This window comes from Streptomyces sp. NPDC047706 (assembly GCF_043204795.1).
Classification (GTDB): Bacteria; Actinomycetota; Actinomycetes; order Streptomycetales; family Streptomycetaceae; genus Streptomyces.
Genome location: NZ_JBIDCW010000002.1, coordinates 113,038 through 131,649, shown reverse-complemented (window position 1 = coordinate 131,649; position 18,612 = coordinate 113,038). Strand labels below are relative to the sequence as shown.

13 protein-coding genes and 1 pseudogene are annotated in these 18,612 nt (G+C 70.9%); 8 read left to right on the top strand and 6 right to left on the bottom strand.

All coding sequences use genetic code 11. The annotated features are described in order from the left end of the window. Window positions 1-46: 46 nt before the first annotated feature. Window positions 47-1,993, top strand: coding sequence for an FUSC family protein (locus tag ACGF8A_RS02480; protein ID WP_393103398.1), 1,947 nt, complete (start codon window positions 47-49; stop codon window positions 1,991-1,993). Window positions 1,994-2,009: 16 nt separating this feature from the next. Here ACGF8A_RS02480 and ACGF8A_RS02475 read toward each other — a convergent pair whose 3' ends face one another. Then, window positions 2,010-4,073 carry a PhoX family protein gene (locus ACGF8A_RS02475; protein ID WP_393103396.1) on the bottom strand — a complete coding sequence of 688 codons (2,064 nt, stop codon included), beginning with the start codon at window positions 4,071-4,073 and terminating at the stop codon, window positions 2,010-2,012. Between the two features lie 614 nt (window positions 4,074-4,687). Between ACGF8A_RS02475 and ACGF8A_RS02470 the strand changes: the two genes are divergently transcribed. From ACGF8A_RS02470 to ACGF8A_RS02460, 3 genes are all read left to right on the top strand, one after another. Then, window positions 4,688-6,400: a VWA domain-containing protein gene (locus ACGF8A_RS02470; RefSeq protein ID WP_393103394.1), complete on the top strand. Its 1,713-nt coding sequence runs from the start codon at window positions 4,688-4,690 to the stop codon at window positions 6,398-6,400. A 140-nt stretch (window positions 6,401-6,540) separates the two neighbouring features. Next, window positions 6,541-8,259 (top strand): methionine--tRNA ligase, encoded by a 1,719-nt coding sequence (metG, locus tag ACGF8A_RS02465; RefSeq protein WP_393103392.1) that lies wholly within the window; start codon window positions 6,541-6,543, stop codon window positions 8,257-8,259. Between the two features lie 95 nt (window positions 8,260-8,354). Continuing rightward, window positions 8,355-8,720, top strand: coding sequence for a PH domain-containing protein (locus ACGF8A_RS02460; RefSeq protein WP_393103390.1), 366 nt, complete (start codon window positions 8,355-8,357; stop codon window positions 8,718-8,720). Between the two features lie 83 nt (window positions 8,721-8,803). On the opposite strand, the gene ACGF8A_RS02455 is transcribed toward ACGF8A_RS02460, so the two are convergent. Both ACGF8A_RS02455 and ACGF8A_RS02450 read right to left on the bottom strand, forming a co-directional pair. Beyond that, complete coding sequence (locus ACGF8A_RS02455; protein WP_393103388.1) at window positions 8,804-9,079, bottom strand: DUF397 domain-containing protein; 276 nt, start codon at window positions 9,077-9,079, stop codon at window positions 8,804-8,806. Then, on the bottom strand, window positions 9,076-9,954 hold the full coding sequence (locus ACGF8A_RS02450) for a helix-turn-helix domain-containing protein (RefSeq protein WP_393103386.1): 879 nt from the start codon (window positions 9,952-9,954) through the stop codon (window positions 9,076-9,078). The genes ACGF8A_RS02455 and ACGF8A_RS02450 overlap by 4 nt, the downstream gene beginning before the upstream one ends. 154 nt (window positions 9,955-10,108) lie before the next feature. On the opposite strand from ACGF8A_RS02450, the gene ACGF8A_RS02445 reads away from it, so the two are divergent. The 3 genes and pseudogenes from ACGF8A_RS02445 to ACGF8A_RS02435 form a co-directional block, all read left to right on the top strand. Next, window positions 10,109-10,684, top strand: a complete 576-nt coding sequence (locus tag ACGF8A_RS02445) for an ATP-binding protein (RefSeq protein ID WP_393103384.1) — start codon at window positions 10,109-10,111, stop codon at window positions 10,682-10,684. A 146-nt stretch (window positions 10,685-10,830) separates the two neighbouring features. Beyond that, window positions 10,831-11,700, top strand: coding sequence for a helix-turn-helix domain-containing protein (locus ACGF8A_RS02440; protein ID WP_393103382.1), 870 nt, complete (start codon window positions 10,831-10,833; stop codon window positions 11,698-11,700). Between the two features lie 4 nt (window positions 11,701-11,704). Further along, window positions 11,705-11,846 (top strand): annotated as a pseudogene (locus ACGF8A_RS02435) (Uma2 family endonuclease); the annotation flags it as partial. Between the two features lie 389 nt (window positions 11,847-12,235). Here the strand turns inward: ACGF8A_RS02435 and aspS are convergent. After that, on the bottom strand, window positions 12,236-13,999 hold the full coding sequence (aspS, locus tag ACGF8A_RS02430) for an aspartate--tRNA ligase (RefSeq protein WP_393103380.1): 1,764 nt from the start codon (window positions 13,997-13,999) through the stop codon (window positions 12,236-12,238). A gap of 142 nt (window positions 14,000-14,141) precedes the next feature. Between aspS and ACGF8A_RS02425 the strand changes: the two genes are divergently transcribed. Then, a complete protein-coding gene (locus tag ACGF8A_RS02425; RefSeq protein WP_393103378.1) occupies window positions 14,142-16,295 on the top strand; it encodes a SpoIIE family protein phosphatase in 2,154 nt (717 codons plus the stop codon). 21 nt (window positions 16,296-16,316) lie between these two features. Here ACGF8A_RS02425 and ACGF8A_RS02420 read toward each other — a convergent pair whose 3' ends face one another. Next, window positions 16,317-17,366, bottom strand: coding sequence for an AI-2E family transporter (locus ACGF8A_RS02420; RefSeq protein WP_393103376.1), 1,050 nt, complete (start codon window positions 17,364-17,366; stop codon window positions 16,317-16,319). Window positions 17,367-17,440: 74 nt separating this feature from the next. Then, on the bottom strand, window positions 17,441-18,418 hold the full coding sequence (locus ACGF8A_RS02415; protein WP_393103374.1) for a pirin family protein: 978 nt from the start codon (window positions 18,416-18,418) through the stop codon (window positions 17,441-17,443). Between the last annotated feature and the right edge of the window lie 194 nt (window positions 18,419-18,612).

Genomic DNA, 18,612 nt, shown 5'->3' with positions numbered 1-18,612 from the left:
ACAGGAGTTCCATCGGCGGGACGAGCCGAACGGACATAATGGGCGCATGGCCCGCGAGTTCCCCGTCAGCCTCACTCCGCCCGACTGGCTGGTGAGGAATCTCCGGGCGCAGCAGGCGCCGGTCAACCGGCCCGCCGCCGCCCGGGCGGCCGTCGCGCTCGCGCTGCCGCTGGCCCTCGGGCTGGCCTTCGACCGGCCCGCCTACGGGGCCCTCGCCGCCATGGGCGCCCTGAACGGCGTCATCAGCGACACCGCCGCCGCGTACCGGATGCGGGTGCTGAACATCGCCGTGCCGCAGCTCTTCGGCGCCGCCGGCGTCACCCTCGGCACCCTCGTCCACGGGCACGGCTGGGTCGCCGTCGTCACCGTGACCGGCATCGCGCTGATCTCCGGGATGATCTCCACGATCGGCGCGGTCGCCTCCGTGTCGGGACTGCTCCTGCTGCTCAACTGCGTCGTCGGGGCGGGCCTGCCCCTGCCGGGCCCGTGGTGGGTTCCGGCCCTGCTCATCGGCGGCGGCGGCCTGCTCGTGCTGCTCCTCGCCCTGCTGGCCTGGCCGCTGCGCGCAGGGGTGCCCGAACGGCTGGCGGTCGCCGGCACCTACCGGCGCGTCGCCGACCTGCTCGGCACCTGCGCGGGCGAGTCGGAGGTGGCCTACGACGACGCCCGGCACGCCGTCACCGACGCCATGAACCAGGCGTACGACCTCGTCCTGTCCCACCGCGCCCGCCATCACGGCCGCAGCCCGGAACTGACCCGGCTGATCGCGCAGTTGAACGCCGTCACGCCGGTCCTGGAGGCCGCCCCCGCCGTCCATCTCAGCGGCAGGCCGCTGCCCGCCGAGATCCCGGCGGCAGTACGCGCCATCGCCGACGCGGTGCAGAGCGGCCGCACCGAGCCGCTCGCGCTGCGCCTGCCGCCCCCGACCACGGAGACCGGCCGCGCCATCGACCACGCCCTGCGGCACGCCTCCTCGGTCGTCACCGCCCCCGACATCGACCCGGGCGGCCTGGAGGACCGGCTCGGCCGTCCCGCCGCCCTCGGCATCCGCACGGCCCGCGCCACCCGCAGCATGCTGCTGTCGGCCGGCTCCTGGCACTACGGCCTGCGCCTCGCCCTGTGCATCGGCATCGCCCAGGCCCTGGTCTCGATCATCGCGGTACCGCGCTCCTACTGGGTCGCCCTGACCATCACCTTCGTCCTCAAGCCCGACTTCGGCTCGGTCTTCTCCCGTGCCCTGCTGCGCGCGCTCGGCACGGTCGCCGGGCTGGTCGTCGCGGCGGCGGTACTCGCGGAGGTGCCGCGCGGCTGGTGGGACGTACTGGTCATGCTGGTGCTCGCCCCGCTGATCCCGGCGCTCACCCCGCGCGGCTACGGCTACCAGACCGCCGCCATCACGCCGGTGATCCTGCTGCTCTCCGACGTCCTCAACCAGGAGGGCACCGCGCTGCTGCTGCCCCGCCTGGTCGACTCGCTGATGGGCTGCGCGATCGCGCTGATCGCCGGGTACCTGCTGTGGCCGGAGAGCTGGCACACCCGTGTCGGCGCCCGGCTCGCCGACGCGGTGGCGGACACGGCCCTCTACGTCGAGACGGCCTTCGCCACCTCGGCCGACCCCGCGGCCCGCGCCCGGATGCGCCGTCGCCTCTACCGCGACCTGTCCGGCATCCGTACGGAGTTCCAGCGGGCGCTCACCGAGCCCCCGCCGACCGGCCGGCGCGCCGCCGCCTGGTGGCCGCTGGTCGTCGCGGTGGAGCGCATGGTGGACGCGACGACGGCGGCTCGGGTCCGCATCAGGCACGGATCCGCGCCGCCGTCGGAGGCAGAGGTCGATCAGGTGGCCCGGCAACTGCGGGAACTCTCCGAGGGCCTGCGCGAAACGGACACCCTCGTCCCCGTCCGCACGGACCTGACGGGCCCGGCGGGCAGCGTCCTGGAGCCGCTGCGGCAGGAGGTGGCGGCGGCGCGGGCGATCGCGTCGCCGCTCACCTGACTGCCGTGGCGCCGGCTCAGATGCCGATGTCGCAGCCGTCCTTGCGCCACACGGCCACGACCGCGGGACGGTTGATCTTGCCGGGGCCGTCGGGCCATGCGCTCAGCGGCTTCTCGGCGGTCGCCCCGTCGAGCTCGCCCGGGTGCTGCACGGCGACCAGGACACGGCGGTCCTGGATGACCGGACCGCAGGTCTCCGCGCCCTTCGGCACCGTCAGGAACTGCTTCAGCTCACCGCGCCGGTCACCGCGCGTGGCGACACCGAAGAGACCGTCGTGCGAGCCGAGCTGGGCGCCGTCGGTGGAGATCCACAGGTTGCCGTGGTCGTCGAAGGCCACGTTGTCCGGGCAGGAGATCGGGCTGACGTCGTCCTTGGGGAACCCGGCGAAGTAGGTGGCCGGGTCGTTCGGGTCACCGGCGACCAGGAACAGCGTCCAGGCGAACCTGGTGGCGTCGGCCCGGTTCCAGCGCTCGGTCAGCTCCAGGATGTGGCCGTGCTTGTTGGCGTTGCGCGGGTTGGCCTCGTCCGCCTTGGCGTTGGTGCCGATGCCGCGGTTGCTGTTGTTGGTCAGGGCGACGTACACCTTGCCGGTGTGCGGGTTGGGCTCGATGTCCTCGGGGCGGTCCATCTTCGTGGCGCCGACCTTGTCACCCGCGAGGCGCGTGAAGACGAACACCTCCTCGGCGGACATGCCCTCGACGTGGGACACGGCACCGCGCGACGTCGCGGTGGCCAGCGGGATCCACTCGCCGCTGCCGTCGAACTCGCCGTCCGCCGGGAGCTTGCCGGTGCCGTCGATCTCGATGGCCGGGGAGTCACCGGTGAGCTTGGCGACGTACAGGGTGCCCTCGTCGAGCAGCGAGAGGTTGTGCTCGCGGGCGGCGCGGGAGTTCCCCCTCATCATCCGCTTGCTGCCGACGAACTTGTAGAAGTAGTCGAACCGCTCGTCGTCACCGGAGTACACGACCGGCCGGCCGTCGCCGGTCAGGCGCACGGTCGCGCCCTCGTGCTTGAAGCGGCCGAGCGCGGTGTGCTTGCGCGGCGCGGCGTCGGGGTTGTACGGGTCGAGCTCGACGACGTACCCGAAGCGGTGCGCCTCGTTCGGCTCCTGGGCGACGTCGAAGCGCTTGTCGAAACGCTCCCACTTGCGCTCGGTGGCGCCGGTGCCGATGCCGTACCGCTTGTCCGTGGTGCGGGTGGCGTTGGCGAAGTACTGGTTGAAGTTCTCCTCGCCGTGCAGCGTGGTGCCCCACGGGGTGACGCCGCCGGCGCAGTTGTTGAGGGTGCCGAGTGCCTTGCGGCCGGTCGGGTCGGCGGAGGTCTTCAGCAGGTCGGAGCCGGCGGCGGGGCCGGTGATGCGGAACTCGGTGGTGGCGGTGACCCGGCGGTTGAGCGGGTGACGCGAGACGGGGGTGAGCTTGCCGGTACGGCGCTCCTCCTCGACCACGACGGCGGAGAGACCGTGGGCGGCCCAGGCGATCTCGACCTGCTCCTTGGTCGGGTTGGCGGCGTCGTAGCCGCGGAACATGAGGATCTCGTCGGTGTACTCGTGGTTGGCGACGAGGATCTGCCGGCCACGCTCGCCGGGCACCGGCAGCAGCGCGAGGAAGTCGCAGTTGTACCCGAACTGACCGGCCTGGGCCTTGGCGGACTGCTTGTCCGGGTCGAAGGCGGGGGCGCCGCGCAGAATGGGCTCGCCCCAGCGGATGACGATGTTCTGGGCGTAGCCCTCGGGGATCGTCACGGCGTCGTCGGTGTTCGGCTCGACCGGCGTGAAGCGCAGGCCACGGGCGCCCTTGCCACTCGGCTTGGGCCAGTGACCGGCGGGCGCGGCCTCGGCCTGCGGGGCGGCGGCGACGCCCGCGGCGGTACCGGCGGCGGCCGCGGTGACGACCGCGGCGGCGCGCATCACGCCACGGCGGCTCAGGGCGCCGGCGATGACATCGCCCACGTACGGGTTGGCGGTGGTGTTGGGCACCTCGTGGAAGCAGGCGTCACCACACCGGAAACGGCAGGTCAGGGCGGACCGTCCGCCGTTGTGCGAGTCGTTCGTTCTGACGATAGGCAGTAGATTGCGCACCTTTTACTCCCCTTGCTTCCCCTTGTATCCAGCGTGACGGACGGTAGGAGCACGTTTGTGCGGGAGCGGAGCCATCGAATGAACGCCGCGTGAACCGGAAGTATCTGTCAGGGAGTTGAGGTTTACCCGCAGCGCGTCCGGGACCGACCCTTGACGCGAACGCCGTCGGCCCTTCCGGGACCGCTAACCTTACGTGTCCGTCCTGGCCAGGGATTGACGGGCATCAACTCACGCGAAGGGTTGCGCTAATGGGCATTCTCACTCTCCTGCGGAACGCGTTCGGCCGTTCCCGAAAGGGCCGCAGTCCCGAGGCAGAGGGTGTCTCCACGCAGCCGGAACCAACACCGACGGCCCCTCCGGCACCGTCCTCGGCGACACCGCCGAAGGCCCCCGCGGCACCCTCGGAGCCGACGCCCTCGGAGCAGAGTGCGCCGGCCGCGGCCCCGCACGTCCCCGAGCCCCGCTCGGAGCACGAACTGGTCTCGGCGGCTTTCGACAAGGTGACGGTCCCCCAGCAGACCCGCCCGGTTTCAGCCGCCCCGAACGACGCCACGGAAGCGCCCCTTTCGGACAAACCGACGGAACAGCCCCGCACGGGGCAGCCGACGGAGCCCGTGACCGAGAAGGAGCGGCACCTGACGACGGAGCCCGCCGCCGAGGACACGCCGCCGAGCACGTCGTCCACGGAGCCGGTGAACACGTCGGCGACGGCGCCCGAGAGCACGTCGGTCACCGAGCCGGATATCACGTCGGCGGCGGCGCCGGAGAGCACGTCGGCCACCGAGCCCGGGACGGAAGCGCAGCGGCAGCCGCAGCCGCAGCCGCAGCCCGAGCCGGACACCACGCCGACGGCTGAGGCGGAGCCGACCGCTGAGACGAGCGCCGAGCCGACGGCCGAAACGGAACTGACCACCGAGACGAGCGCCGAGCCCGAGGCCGAGCCCGAGGCAACGGCGCCGGCGCCGGCGCCGGCGGCCCAGCCCGCAGCAGAGGCCGCGCCGCAGCCCGAGACCGACACCACGCCCACGACCGAAACGGAACCGACGACGGAGGCCGGCGCCGAGCCGTCGGCGCCGGAAGCCGAGGCCGAGGCCGAGGCAGGCGTCGCGCCGACCGCGGACACGGACCCGGAGCCCGCCCCGCGGCTGGAGACGAACGACGAGCCGACGGCGGAAGCGGAACCGCCCGCGCCGGCCACCACGGAAGCCCCCGCGTCGAAGGAGGCTGACGCCGAGCCCCAGCCGGAAGCGGAGGGCGAGGCCCAGGCCCACCCGGCGCCCACGACGGCGACCCCCGCAGAGGCCGACCTGACCACCGAGCCGGCCCCGCAGCCGCAGGCCGAGGTCGTGGCGGAACCGGTCGCCGAGCCCCCCGCCCCGGTCGCCTCAGCCGGCCCGGCGCAGGAGCCCACCGCCACGGAGCCCGAGACCGCCACCGCACCGGACACCACCCCGGACCCGGAAGCCACCACCGCACCGGACACCACCCCGGACCCGGAAGCCACCACCGCACCGGACGCCGAAGCCGCTCCCGAAGCCGACGAGACCGCCACCGCAGCCGGCGAGGCCACCTCCGAAGCCGCACCCGAAGCCGACGAGACCGCCCCCGAAGCCGCACCCGAAGCCGACGAGACCGCCCCCGCCCCCGGCGACGAAAGCCGCGAGGGTGTCGCGGGCGTGCACGGCACCCCCGTACCCCCCACCCTCCGCACGGCCTACTCCGCCGCCGCCACCGCCCTCGAGTCCCGGGCCCTCACCACCGCCACCCCGACCAAGATCTACCTCGTACTCGACCGCTCCGCCTCCATGCGCCCGTACTACAAGGACGGCTCCGCCCAGGCCCTCGCGGAGCAGACGCTCGCGCTCGCCGCCCACCTCGACCCCGAGGCCACGGTCCACGTCACCTTCTTCTCCACGGAACTCGACGGCACCGGCGAGCTGACCCTCTCCGATCACGAGAACAAGATCGACGAGCTGCACGCCGCCTTCGGCCGCATGGGCCGTACCAGCTACCACGTCGCCGTCGAGGACGTCCTCACCCACCACGACAAGAGCGCCGCCCCCGGCACCCCCGCCCTCGTGATCTTCCAGACCGACGGCGCGCCCGACGCGAAGACCCCCGCCACCCACGCCCTCACCGTCGCCGCGAAGACCTACCCCCACATCCACTTCGCCTTCGTCGCCTTCGGTGAGCACGACAACAAGGCCTTCGACTACCTCCGCAAGCTGAAGACCGGCAACACGTCGTTCTTCCACGCCGGCCCCACCCCGAAGGAACTCACCGACGCCGAGTTCTACGAGGGCGTCCTCGCGCACTGGCGACCGTAAATCCCGCACAGCAAATCCCGCACAGCGCGAAATCCCCGGGCCGCCCGCCTCTCACCCCTCAAAACGGGAAGCGGGCGGCCCACCCGTGTCGGCTACGATTTCAAGGTTCGAAAAACAACCGACCTGGGAGCAGCCAAGCCATGGCTCGACACCTCATCACCAGCGCCCTTCCGTACATCAACGGGATCAAGCACCTGGGCAACATGGTGGGGTCCATGCTCCCGGCGGACGTGTACGCCCGCTACCTCCGCCAGCGCGGCCACGACGTCCTCTACATCTGCGCCACCGACGAGCACGGCACCCCCGCCGAGCTCGCCGCGAAGGAGCAGGGCCTCCCCGTCGACGAGTTCTGCGCCCAGGCGCACGACGCCCAGAAGGCGGTCTACGACGGCTTCGCCCTCGCCTTCGACTACTTCGGCCGCAGCTCCTCCCCGCAGAACGTGGAGATCACCCAGCACTTCGCGCGCAAGCTCAACGAGAACGGCTTCATCGAGGAGCGCGCGATCCGCCAGGTGTACAGCCCCACCGACGGCCGCTTCCTCCCGGACCGCTACGTCGAGGGCACCTGCCCCCACTGCGGCTACGACAAGGCCCGCGGCGACCAGTGCGAGAACTGCACCCGCGTCCTGGACCCGACCGACCTGATCAACCCGCGCTCGGCGATCTCCGGCTCCACGGACCTGGAGGTCCGCGAGACCAAGCACCTCTTCCTCCTCCAGTCCAAGCTCCAGCACGAGGTCGAGGCGTGGGTCGCCCGTCACGAGGACGACTGGCCCCAGCTGGCCTCCTCCATCGCCCGCAAGTGGCTGAACGAGGGCCTGCACGACCGCGCGATCACCCGCGACCTGGACTGGGGCGTCCCGGTCCCCGCCGACACCTGGCCGGACCTGGCGGCCGAGGGCAAGGTCTTCTACGTCTGGTTCGACGCCCCGATCGAGTACATCGGCGCGACGAAGGAATGGTCGGACGAGGACCCGGAGAACCGGGACTGGAAGTCCTGGTGGTACGAGGCCGACGACACCGTGCGCTACACCGAGTTCATGGCGAAGGACAACGTCCCCTTCCACACCGTGATGTTCCCGGCCACCGAGCTGGGCGTCCGTGAGCCGTGGAAGAAGGTCGACTACGTCAAGGCCTTCAACTGGCTGACGTACTACGGCGGCAAGTTCTCCACGAGCCAGAAGCGCGGCGTCTTCACCGACCACGCGCTGGAGATCCTCCCCGCCGACTACTGGCGCTACTTCCTGATCGCCAACGCTCCCGAGTCCGACGACTCCTCCTTCACCTGGGAGCACTTCACGGCGACGGTGAACAAGGACCTCGCCGACACCCTCGGCAACTTCGTCAACCGCGTCCTGTCCTTCTCCAAGAAGCGCTTCGGCGAGGAGGTCCCGGCCGGCGGCGAGCCCGGCGCGGCGGAGGCGGCGCTGGGCGAGGAGATCGCCCGCCTGCTCGCCGAGTACGAGCAGCAGATGGAGGCCCTCCAGTTCCGCAAGGCCGCGGCCGCGCTGCGCGCCCTGTGGTCGGCCGGCAACTCCTACCTGGAGGAGAAGGCCCCCTGGCTGGAGATCAAGACGGACAAGGACGCCGCCGCCCTGACGCTGCGCACCGCGATGAACCTGATCCACCTGTACTCGGTGGTGTCGGAGCCCTTCATCCCGGCGACCTCGGCGGCCATGCGCCAGGCATTCTCACTCACCGGCGACGACGCCACCTGGGTCTCGGCGGACGAGGCGAAGTCCCTGTCCTCCGTCCCGGCGGGCACCCCCTTCACCGTCCCGCCGGTCCTCTTCGCCAAGCTCACGGACGACGACCTGGCCGCGTACAAGGAGCGCTTCGGCGGCGAAACAGCCGCGTAACAGCCCTTCTCGGACCCCTCACCCAGCGGGTATACCTGGCTCAAGATCACGTGACCGGCCAAGGTCACGTGGCGTTCGAGTGGGGGGGTCCGTTCATGGCTCTGTTCGGCAACGCGCACAGCATCGATCCGGGGACGGCCGCGCAGGACTACGCGCGGCTGCTGGGACAGGGCGAGCAGGTGCACGCCGCGTACCTGCTGATCCGCGACACCATGCTGTTCACCGACCGCCGCCTCATCATGGTCGACAAGCAGGGCATCACCGGCAAGAAGGTGGAGTACCACTCCATCCCGTACCGCAGCATCACCCACTTCGCCGTCGAGACCGCCGGCACCTTCGACCTCGACGCCGAACTGAAGATCTGGCTCTCCGGCTCCCAGATGCCGATCCAGAAGACGTTCACCAAGGGCGTCGACATCTACGAGGTCCAGGCGATCCTGACGCAGTTCGTGGCCCGCTGAGCCGGAAACGCCCTGTTCTGAGCTGTACGACAACGCGCCCCGCCCGGGTGACAACCAGGCGCGGGGCGCGTGTAGTTGCGGACTCAGCTCCCCGACGCGTACGCCAGGAAGTCCGTCCATGCCTCTGGCGCCAGCGCGAGGCGCGGGCTGGCGTCGCGGTACTTGGAGTCGCGGACGTGGACGGTGCCGGGGGTGGTGGCGACCTCGACGCAGGAGTCGCCGTCGGGGCCGTCGCTGAAGCTGCTCTTGAACCAGTCCAGCGCGACTTCGACACAGGAGTCACCGTCAGGGCCGCTGCTGTAGCTGCTCTTGAACCACGCCAGCTCGGAGGCGTCACCGGCAGTGGGCTTGCGGATCATGTTTCTCCCAGCAGTCGTTCCATGAGGGCCAGCGACTCTCCTGGGGGAAGAGCCTGGGCCCGGATCGTGCCATACCGCAGCTCAAGGATGCGCAGCTCCCTCAGGTCCGAGACCGGGCGACCGTTGAACGCTCCGTCGGAGCGCCCGACAGCGGTGCCGTCCTCGAACTTCAGCAACTCGATCCTTCCACTCATGCCAGGGTGCGGCGTGCTGTCCAACGGCATCACCTGAAGCGTGACATTGGGCAACCGTCCTACCTCCAGCAGACGTTCGAACTGCTGTCGCCGCACCATTGTGCCTCCAACTTTGCGGTGCAGCGTCGCCTCTTCCAAGACGAAAGCGAGGGCGGGAGCGGGCGAGCGCTCGTAGATGGACTGCCGAGCCATGCGAGCGGCCACCCGTCGCTCCAAGTCCTCGGGAGAATAGGCAGGCAGCCATGATTCCAACAGCGCACGTGCGTGCTCGGGCGTCTGCAACAGGCCCGGGATGCTGCTGCACACGTACACCCCGATCTCGACCGCCTTCTCCTCCATCTTCGCCAAGTCGCGCACCTTCTTCGGGTACCGGACCTTCTTCACGTCCTCCCAAGCCGCCGCGATGAGCCCATCCGCCCCCAACACCGCGTCGGCCTTGTCCAGATACTCCTGCCGAGGAATCCGCTTCCCACCCTCGATCTTGTAGACGAGATCCTCGCCGTACCCAACCGCCTTGGCGAACTCGGGAACCCGCATCCCCACCGCTTCCCTGCGCAGCCTCAACTGCCGCCCCACTGTCGCGATGACCGCCACACCCCAGTCATCGTCCGGATCCACCTCCCAACCCGGCTCATCCGCCTCGCGATTGAGCCCTCCCGCCGCCGTGTCCACCACCGACATCCCGCACCCTCTCGTCGTACGACCGTGCCGCAACGCCCCTACCCGTACGCACCCTCTGGACAGCCTGGACACCCCTGGACAAGGCCTGGACAGTCGCTCTACGTACCGGCGTCATCACTCCTCACGGTAGGCACATCCGGCCACGCTGAGTGACGTGAATCAGAAACTCGCCGAGCCCGCAGTCCACCCCGCCCAGCCCGACTGCCCCATCCGCAACTTCAGCGTTCTCCTGTCTCCCACCCCACGCGGCGCCCGCCTCGCACGTCTGCTCGTCACCGAACAACTGCGCACCTGGCAACTCCCATTGGATCCGGCGCCGCACATCGTGGCCGAACTGGCGAACAACGCCGCCACCCACGGCCGCGTCCCCGGCCGAAGCTTCCGGCTCCTGCTCTACGTGGTCGGCACAACGCTCCGTATCGAAGTCACCGACACGCGCGGTGACCAACTACCGCACCCCCAACCCACCGCCACCCCCGACAGCGAAGCCGGCCGCGGCCTGACCCTCGTAGCCGCCCTCGCGGACCGCTGGGGAGTGACCCAAGGCCTACCCCCACGCAAGACCGTCTGGGCCGAACTCGAACTCGCCGCCCCACCACAGCCGGCACCGAAGCCCGACGCCCCAAACTCCGGTCCGACCTGCGCTCCCTATGAACCACCCACTGGGGAGAAAGCACCCCACCAAGCCCCACCCCTCCCTCCCGCCGGGCAAACTCACTCCCGCGAGTGAATATGCCCAACTCGGCTGGATTCGGGACCGGTTGCCTGCCTTACGCTCACCGCAGCAAGACACAACCCACACACATGCGACGGCCCTCGCCGGGACTGGCATCCCAGTGCGAGGGCCTGACCACCGAGGAAGAAACAGGCTTCCCGATGGACACCGAAAACCCTAGCGCGCCCTCGCGTGCCCAGTCCCGTATCCCGGGCAAAAACCACCCCCACGCGCGGCCGGAATCCGGCGTCGCCCACGACAACGCCCGCCACACCGAGAACTTCACGGTGATCGGCAACCACCTCGTCCAGCACCAGGAGCTCTCCCTCCTCGCCATCGGCCTGGCGTGCTACATCCAGTCGGTGCGGCAGGGCACCGCCGTCGACATCAAGACTCTGGCCGACCGCTTCCCGGAGGGCCCCACCCGCATCGCCGCCGCCCTGCGCGAACTCGAAGCCCACGGCTACCTCCGCCGCACCCGCGAACGCACCCCCACCGGCCGGATCGTCACCCGCACGGTCTCCTGCAACAAGCCAGGCCACCGGACCACCCCCACCGAAACCTCCAGCAGGCCCACCCGCCAGCCGGCCGCGGACAAACCACCTCCCCGCAAGAAGCGCCTCCCCGCCGTGCCACACCCCTCATACACCTCCCCCGCCCTCCTCCGGACGGCCGTCGACATCCTCGCCGGCCTCCGCCGCCACGACCCCCGCCTGCTCCTCTCCGCGACCGACGCCGAACACCTCGCGCCGGGAGTCGCCGCCTGGCTGGAACGCGACCTCACGCCCACCGCCGTACGCCACGCCCTGACCGAGAACCTGCCGACGGAACCCCTGATCCGCCCGGCCGCCTTCCTCGCCCACCGCCTGACCACCCGACTCCCACCCCCGCCCCCGTTCCGGCCCCCCGCCCCACCGGCCCCGGAGCCCAGGCACCCCTTCCAGACCTGCGACGGCTGCGACCGTCCCTTCCGCGCCCCGGAACCCGGCCGCTGCCGCGACTGCCGAACCGATCTCCCGGAGGCCGCCTAGCATGAACGCGCGACAGGGCGCCTCCCACCGGTACCGGGCCATGCGGGACTTCGTCCCATCCATGGACGACACCCTTCCCGGCAAATTCGAAGTCACCAAGGAAGGCATCGTCCACGACATGGTGTCGTCCAACGGTCGACACGAGCTCGACCTGGGAGTGACCTGGTACGGAGCCGACGGTGACCTGCGCAGGGCCCAGCTCACGGAGCGCGGCAGGCGTTATGTCGAGCGCCTTCGCGAGACGCTGCCCCGTGATCAAGAGATCACGTATCTGGGACCGGCGGCGGAGCAGCCTTCGCTGCCGCCTGAATCCTGATCAGGACGACCGGAGGCACGTTGAACGCCGAGATCGGCCCCGAGTGCGAGCTGATCCCCCGCCCCGAGCAGACTCCCGACGCCCTGCGAGCGGCTCTCGCCGGTGCGGGACGTTAGGGAGCGCGCCTGTCAGCACCATGAGTAGGGGCTGGGTGAGAGCCCTGCATACGAAAGTGGCTCGGAACCGACGTCGGTTCCGAGCCACCCGCGCCCAGCAGGACTACTTCGGCTGCGGCCTCCGCACCGTCAGGTGCAGCTCCTTCAACCGGGCCTCCTCCAGCTCCGTGGGGGCGCCCATCATCAGGTCCTGGGCGTTGCCGTTGAGCGGGAACGCGATGGTCTCGCGGATGTTGGGCTCGTCGGCCAGCAGCATGACGATGCGGTCGACGCCGGGGGCGATGCCGCCGTGCGGCGGGGCGCCGAAGCGGAACGCGCGCAACATGCCGGCGAACTTGTCCTCGACGGTCTCCCGGTCGTATCCGGCGATCTCGAAGGCCTTGAGCATGATCTCCGGCTCGTGGTTCCGGATCGCGCCGGAGGACAGCTCGACGCCGTTGCAGACGATGTCGTACTGCCAGCCCAGGATGTCCAGCGGGTCCTGGTTCTCCAGGGCCTCCAGGCCGCCCTGCGGCATGGAGAAGGGGTTGTGCGAGAAGTCGATCGCGCCGGTCTCCTCGTCCTTCTCGTACATCGGGAAGTCGACGATCCAGCAGAAGCGGAAGACGCCCTCCTCGAAGTGCCCGGCCCGCTTGGCGGCCTCGACGCGCACCGCGCCCATGATCTTCGAGACCTCGTCGAACTCGCCCGCGCCGAAGAACACCGCGTGCCCGGCGGCCAGCGACAGCCGCTTGGTCAGCTCGGCGACGTCGTCCTCGGTGAGGAACTTCGCGATCGGGCCGGACAACGTGCCGTCCTCGCCCACCCGCACCCACGCGAGGCCCTTGGCGCCCAGCGTGACGGCGTAGTCACCGAGCTGGTCGAAGAACTTCCGGGGCTGCGCGGCGACGTCCGGCACCGGCAGCGCCCGCACGTGCTTGCCGGCGAAGGCCTTGAACCCGGAGCCCTCGAAGATGTCGGTGATGTCCACCAGTTCCAGCTGGGCGCGCAGGTCCGGCTTGTCGGAGCCGTACTTCAGCATCGCCTCGCGGAACGGGATCCGCGGGAACGGGGAGGTGACGTGGCGTCCGCCGCCGAACTCCTCGAACAGCTCGGTCATCAGCTTCTCGACCGGCTGGAAGACGTCCTCCTGCTCGACGAAGGACATCTCGATGTCGAGCTGGTAGAACTCGCCCGGCGAGCGGTCCGCACGCGCGTCCTCGTCACGGAAGCAGGGCGCGATCTGGAAGTAGCGGTCGAAGCCGGAGATCATCAGCAGCTGCTTGAACTGCTGCGGAGCCTGGGGGAGGGCGTAGAACTTGCCCGGGTTCAGACGGGAGGGCACGACGAAGTCACGGGCGCCCTCGGGGGACGTCGCGGACAGGATCGGCGTCGCCATCTCGTTGAAGCCCAGCGCCGTCATCTTGTGCCGGATCGCCGAGATGACCGACGTGCGCAGCAGGATGTTGCGGTGCATGCGCTCGCGGCGCAGGTCCAGGAAGCGGTACTCCAGGCGCCGCTCCTCGTTGACCCCGTCCTCGGTGTTGATCGTGAAGGGCAGCGGGGCGGCCGCGCCCAGCACCTCGACGCCGCCGACCTCGATCTCGATCTCGCCGGTGGGCAGCTCGGGGTTGATGTTCTCAGCGCCACGGGAGACGACCTGGCCGTCGACCCGGACGACGGTCTCCTTGGAGAGCTTGTCCAGCGCCTCGTAGGCGGCCGTGTTCGGCCGGGCGACCAGCTGCGTGATGCCGTAGTGGTCGCGCAGATCGATGAAGAGGATGCCGCCCAGGTCGCGCCGATTGTGCAGCCAGCCACTCAGCCGGACGTCGGTGCCGACGTCAGAGGCGCGGAGCTCGCCGCAGGTGTGGGACCTGTACCGATGCATCGTCGTTCATCCAGCCTTCGCAGATCGGGGGTGTTTCACGTGAAACACCCCCAGCGTACCGGCCGTCCCGGAAGGCCTCTCCACGATTACCGGGGTGCGCCTTCGGTGGCAGCGTCCGATGACCTCTTCATAGAGTGGGGCAATGCGCACTGGTGAGCCCCTGCCCGCCGTGGGGCAGGTTCTCGCCGCCCTCGCGACCGGCCTGTGGCAATGGGACACGGCCACGAAGCTGGTCACGGTGGATGCCGAGGCCGCTCGGCTGCTCGGGCTGCCCGCCGAGCAGACGACCCTCACCGAGGCCCGGACCAGGGCCCGGCTGCACCCCGTCGACTGGAACGAGATCATCAGCGTCGTCGGCCTGGCCGTCGCCGAAGGCACGCTCGCCGAGGTGCGTGTGCGGATCATGGATGAGCGGGGCCGGGTCATCCGTACCGTGCGCAGCCGCTCCAAGCCGAGCTACGACCGCGAACGCCGGGCCTTCCAGCTGATCGGCACCCTCCAGGAGGTCACCGACCCCTCGCCGGGCACCCCCGCCGCCCGCCGCGCGGTCACCGGCGACTGGCGGCGCTCCAGGGAGGCGTTCCTGCTGGACGCGGGCCGGGCGCTGGCCGAGGCGCGGTCCACGGCCGAGGTGCTGCGGGTCGCGGCCGGGCTCTCGATGCCGGGCTTCTCCCCGGACGGGCTCGCCGTCTTCGGTGTGGAGGGCGACCGGCTGACGATCATCGGCCACCACGGGCACCAGCCCGGCGACGAAGGCCCCTTCTCGCACATGGCCCTGGCGACGGACTACCCGGCGGCGGAGGTCGTACGGACCGGCCGCGCCGTCTATCTCTCCTCACCCGAGCAGTACAAGGCGCGCTATCCGCTCACCTGGCACCTCGCCGAGCAGTTCGGCCGCCAGTCCTGGGCCTTCCTGCCGCTGACCGTCGCCGGGCGCACCATGGGCGCCTGGATGGCGGCCTTCGCCTATCCGGTCACGTTCACCCCGGACGAGCGGTCCGTGCTCACCACGGTCGCCCGGATGCTCGCGCAGGCCCTCACCCGGGCCGGCGCCGCCGAGACCGAGCGCGAGCTGACCGACGGCCTCCAGCGTTCCATGCTGCCCACGCTGGGCCCGGAGATCCCCGGGATGGGTGTCGCCGCCCGGTACATACCCACCGGCGGCGGTCTCCAGGTCGGCGGCGACTGGTACGACATGATCCCCCTGCCCAGTGGGCGGATCGCCCTCGTGATCGGCGACGTCCAGGGCCATGACGTACGGGCGGCGGGCCTCATGGGCCAGCTGCGGATAGCCCTGCGGGCGTACGCGTCCGAGGGCCACCGCCCGGACGCCGTACTGTCCCGCGCCTCCCGCTTCCTGCACGGCATCGCCACCCCCGACGAGGACCCCGCCGACCTGCGCTTCGCGACCTGCCTGTATGTCGAGGCGGACCCGGAGACCGGGGTGCTGGACATCGCCCGCGCCGGGCATCCGGAACCGGCGATCCGGATGGTGGACGGCACGGTTTTGAAGAGCCCGACGGCCGGAGGGCTGCCCCTGGGCATCGACCCGGACGCCGACTACCCCACCACCCAGCTGGTCCTCGAACCCGGCGAGACCATGCTGATCTGCACCGACGGCCTGATCGAGACCGGCGGGCACGACCTGGAGACCGGCTGGGCGCGGATCCGCGCCATCCTGGAGGAGCACAAGGGCGACGACCTGGAGGAACTCGCGGACTCCCTGGTCCAGGCCGTGCACGGGCCGTCCTCCCACCACACCACCGGCCCGCTCGCGGACCGGCGCGAGGACGACATCGCCGTCCTGCTGCTGTGCCGAGACGCCGAGGGCTGCGGCTGCGGCGACACCGTGGTCGCGCCGCCGCGGCGCCGGCGCACGATGCTGACGGTCGCCCAGGCCGAGCCCGAGCGGGTCGCCGTGGCCCGGCAGCAGCTGCGCGAGCTGCTGCACGACTGGAGCTCCGCCGACCAGGTCGACTCGGCGGTGCTGCTGCTGTCCGAGACACTCACCAACGTCCTCGTGCACACCGACACCGACGCGCTGCTGGTCGCCGAGGTCGCGGGGGAGCCGGGCGCGCGGCGGATGCGGGTGGAGGTCACCGACGCCAGCGACGACCTGCCGCACAAGCGCCGGCCCGGGGAGCTGGCGTCCTCCGGCCGCGGGCTGATGCTGATCGAGCTGCTGGCGCATTCCTGGGGGGTGGATCCGCGGGGCGAGGGCAAGAGCATCTGGTTCGAGCTGCGCGAGTCCGAGCGCCCGGACGGCGCCTCGGGGACCCACGGCGACAGGCCCTGACAGGGGGCGTCTGCCCGTCGGCTACGACTCCGCCGGCTCCGGCGGTGCTCCGTGGCGCGTGCGCAGCTCGTGCACGACGGCGAGGGCGGCGGCGGTGAGCGGCACCGACAGCAGGATGCCCAGGATCCCGGCGACCGACGCCCCGGCGGTGATCGCGAGGAGCACCATCGCCGGATGCATGTGCACGGTCCGGCTCTGCACCAGCGGCTGCAGCACATGCCCCTCCAGCACCTGTACGGCGAGCACCACCCCGAGCGCCCACAGCGCGATGACGAATCCCCGGTCGGCGAGCGCGACGAGCACGGCCACGGCACCGGAGAGGAACGCGCCGAGATAGGGGATGTACGCGGCGACGAAGACCAGCGCGCCCAGCCCGGCCGCGCCGGGCACGCCCAGGACCAGCAGCCCGACGGTGATGCACACGGCGTCGACGAAGGCGATGAAGGTGGTGCCGCGCATGAACCCCTCGACGGCCCGGAAGGCCCGCCGTGCCATGGCCTCCACGGTGTCGGCGGTCCCGCGCGGTGCGAGCGCGCGCAGGCCGTGCGCGGCCCGGTCGGAGTCCCGCAGGAAGAAGAAGACGAGCAGCAGCGCCAGGACGGCCATGGCGATGAACTCCCCGACCACACTGACCCCGCTGATGACCCCGGAGGCGGCCGTGCCGCCGAACCTGCCCAGCAGTTCACGGGCGTTGGAGGCGAGGTCGTGCAGCGAGGTTCCGGCCGCCCCGAAGTACTGGGCGATGTCGTCGGCCGCCCGCCGCAGCGAGGCGACGATCTGGTCGCCCGACTCGATGAGCGCGGCGACGACGATGTAGACCGCCCCGCCCACCACCGCCACCACGGCGACACAGGTGAGCGCGGCCGCAACGGACCGGTTGACGCCGACCTTGACCAGCCGCCGGTACAGCGGGCCCAGCAGGGCGGTGCCGAGCAGCGCGAGCAGCACCGGCACGACGGCCGTGCGCAGTTCACCGCAGAGCAGGATCCCCACCCAGCCGACGCCGGCGGCCAGCAGCACGACGGCGCACCACGCGGCGAACCGCCGTACGGGAACGGGAAGCAGATGCACGCCTCCCACCCGATCACGCGCCGGCCGGGCTGTCCTGCGTGGACGGCCCGGCCGGGTGACGGCTCGTCAGGACATCAGTCCCGCGGGCCGCTCTCCGTCATGCCGTGCACCGCCGGGACCGTCCCCAGGCGGCCCTTCTGGAAGTCCTCGAAGGCCTGCATCAGCTCGTCCTTGGTGTTCATCACGAACGGGCCGTAGTGGGCCATCGGCTCCCGGATCGGCCGTCCGCCGAGCAGGACGACCTCCAGGTCCGGCGTGTGCGAGTCCTGCTTCTCGTCCGCGCGGACGGTCAGCGAGCCGCCGGCGCCGAAGACCGCGGTCTGGCCCAGTTGGACCGGACGGCGCTCGGCACCGACCGAGCCCTTGCCCGCCAGCACGTACGCGAGCCCGTTGAAATCCTCCCGCCACGGCAGGGTGATCTCGGCACCCGGCGCCAGCGTCGCGTGGATCATGGTGATCGGCGTGTGCGTGACACCGGGTCCGGCGTGCCCGTCCAGCTCACCGGCGATGACACGGAGCAGCGCGCCGCCGTCGGGGGAGGTGAGCAGCTGGACGTTGCCGCCGCGGATGTCCTGGTAGCGCGGGGCCATCATCTTGTCCCTGGCCGGGAGGTTCACCCACAGCTGGAGGCCGTGGAAGAGACCGCCGGACATGACGAGGTGCTCCGGCGGCGCCTCGATGTGGAGGAGGCCCGAGCCGGCCGTCATCCACTGGGTGTCGCCGTTGGTGATGGTGCCGCCGCCGCCCTGGCTGTCCTGGTGGTCGAAGATGCCGTCGATGATGTAGGTGACGGTCTCGAAGCCGCGGTGCGGGTGCCAGGGCGTGCCCTTCGGCTCTCCGGGCGCGTAATCCACCTCGCCCATCTGGTCCATCATGATGAACGGGTCGAGGTGGCGGTAGTTGATCCCCGCGAACGCCCGGCGCACCGGGAAGCCCTCGCCCTCGAATCCGCTCGGCGCGGTCGTGACGCTGAGCACGGGACGTGCCACCGCGTCGGCCGGCGCGGTCACACGGGGCAGCGTCAACGGGTTCTCGACGGTCACTGCGGGCATGTCGGTACCTCCTTGGGCGACGTGCGTTCCACTTTAGTTGAGCGTTGAACTTTCCGCCACCCCGCAACGCCGACGGCCCGGGGGACATTCCCTCCGGGCCGTCGTCGTCACGTCGTCGAGTTCGCGGAGTCACCGGACGAGCCGGTGAGGTACACCGCCGAGCGCGTCCGCGCCCCAAGGACCGGCCGGCCTTC

Bases quoted from the DNA above. Each gene is read 5' to 3' on its own strand.
- ACGF8A_RS02440 (WP_393103382.1), top strand. From the start codon at position 10,831: ATGGACACCGAAAACCCTAGCGCGCCCTCGCGTGCCCAGTCCCGTATC.
- ACGF8A_RS02460 (WP_393103390.1), top strand. From the start codon at position 8,355: ATGGCTCTGTTCGGCAACGCGCACAGCATCGATCCGGGGACGGCCGCG.
- ACGF8A_RS02480 (WP_393103398.1), top strand. From the start codon at position 47: ATGGCCCGCGAGTTCCCCGTCAGCCTCACTCCGCCCGACTGGCTGGTG.
- ACGF8A_RS02455 (WP_393103388.1), bottom strand. From the start codon at position 9,079: ATGATCCGCAAGCCCACTGCCGGTGACGCCTCCGAGCTGGCGTGGTTC.
- ACGF8A_RS02450 (WP_393103386.1), bottom strand. From the start codon at position 9,954: ATGTCGGTGGTGGACACGGCGGCGGGAGGGCTCAATCGCGAGGCGGAT.
- metG (WP_393103392.1), top strand. From the start codon at position 6,541: ATGGCTCGACACCTCATCACCAGCGCCCTTCCGTACATCAACGGGATC.
- aspS (WP_393103380.1), bottom strand. From the start codon at position 13,999: ATGCATCGGTACAGGTCCCACACCTGCGGCGAGCTCCGCGCCTCTGAC.
- ACGF8A_RS02425 (WP_393103378.1), top strand. From the start codon at position 14,142: ATGCGCACTGGTGAGCCCCTGCCCGCCGTGGGGCAGGTTCTCGCCGCC.
- ACGF8A_RS02415 (WP_393103374.1), bottom strand. From the start codon at position 18,418: ATGCCCGCAGTGACCGTCGAGAACCCGTTGACGCTGCCCCGTGTGACC.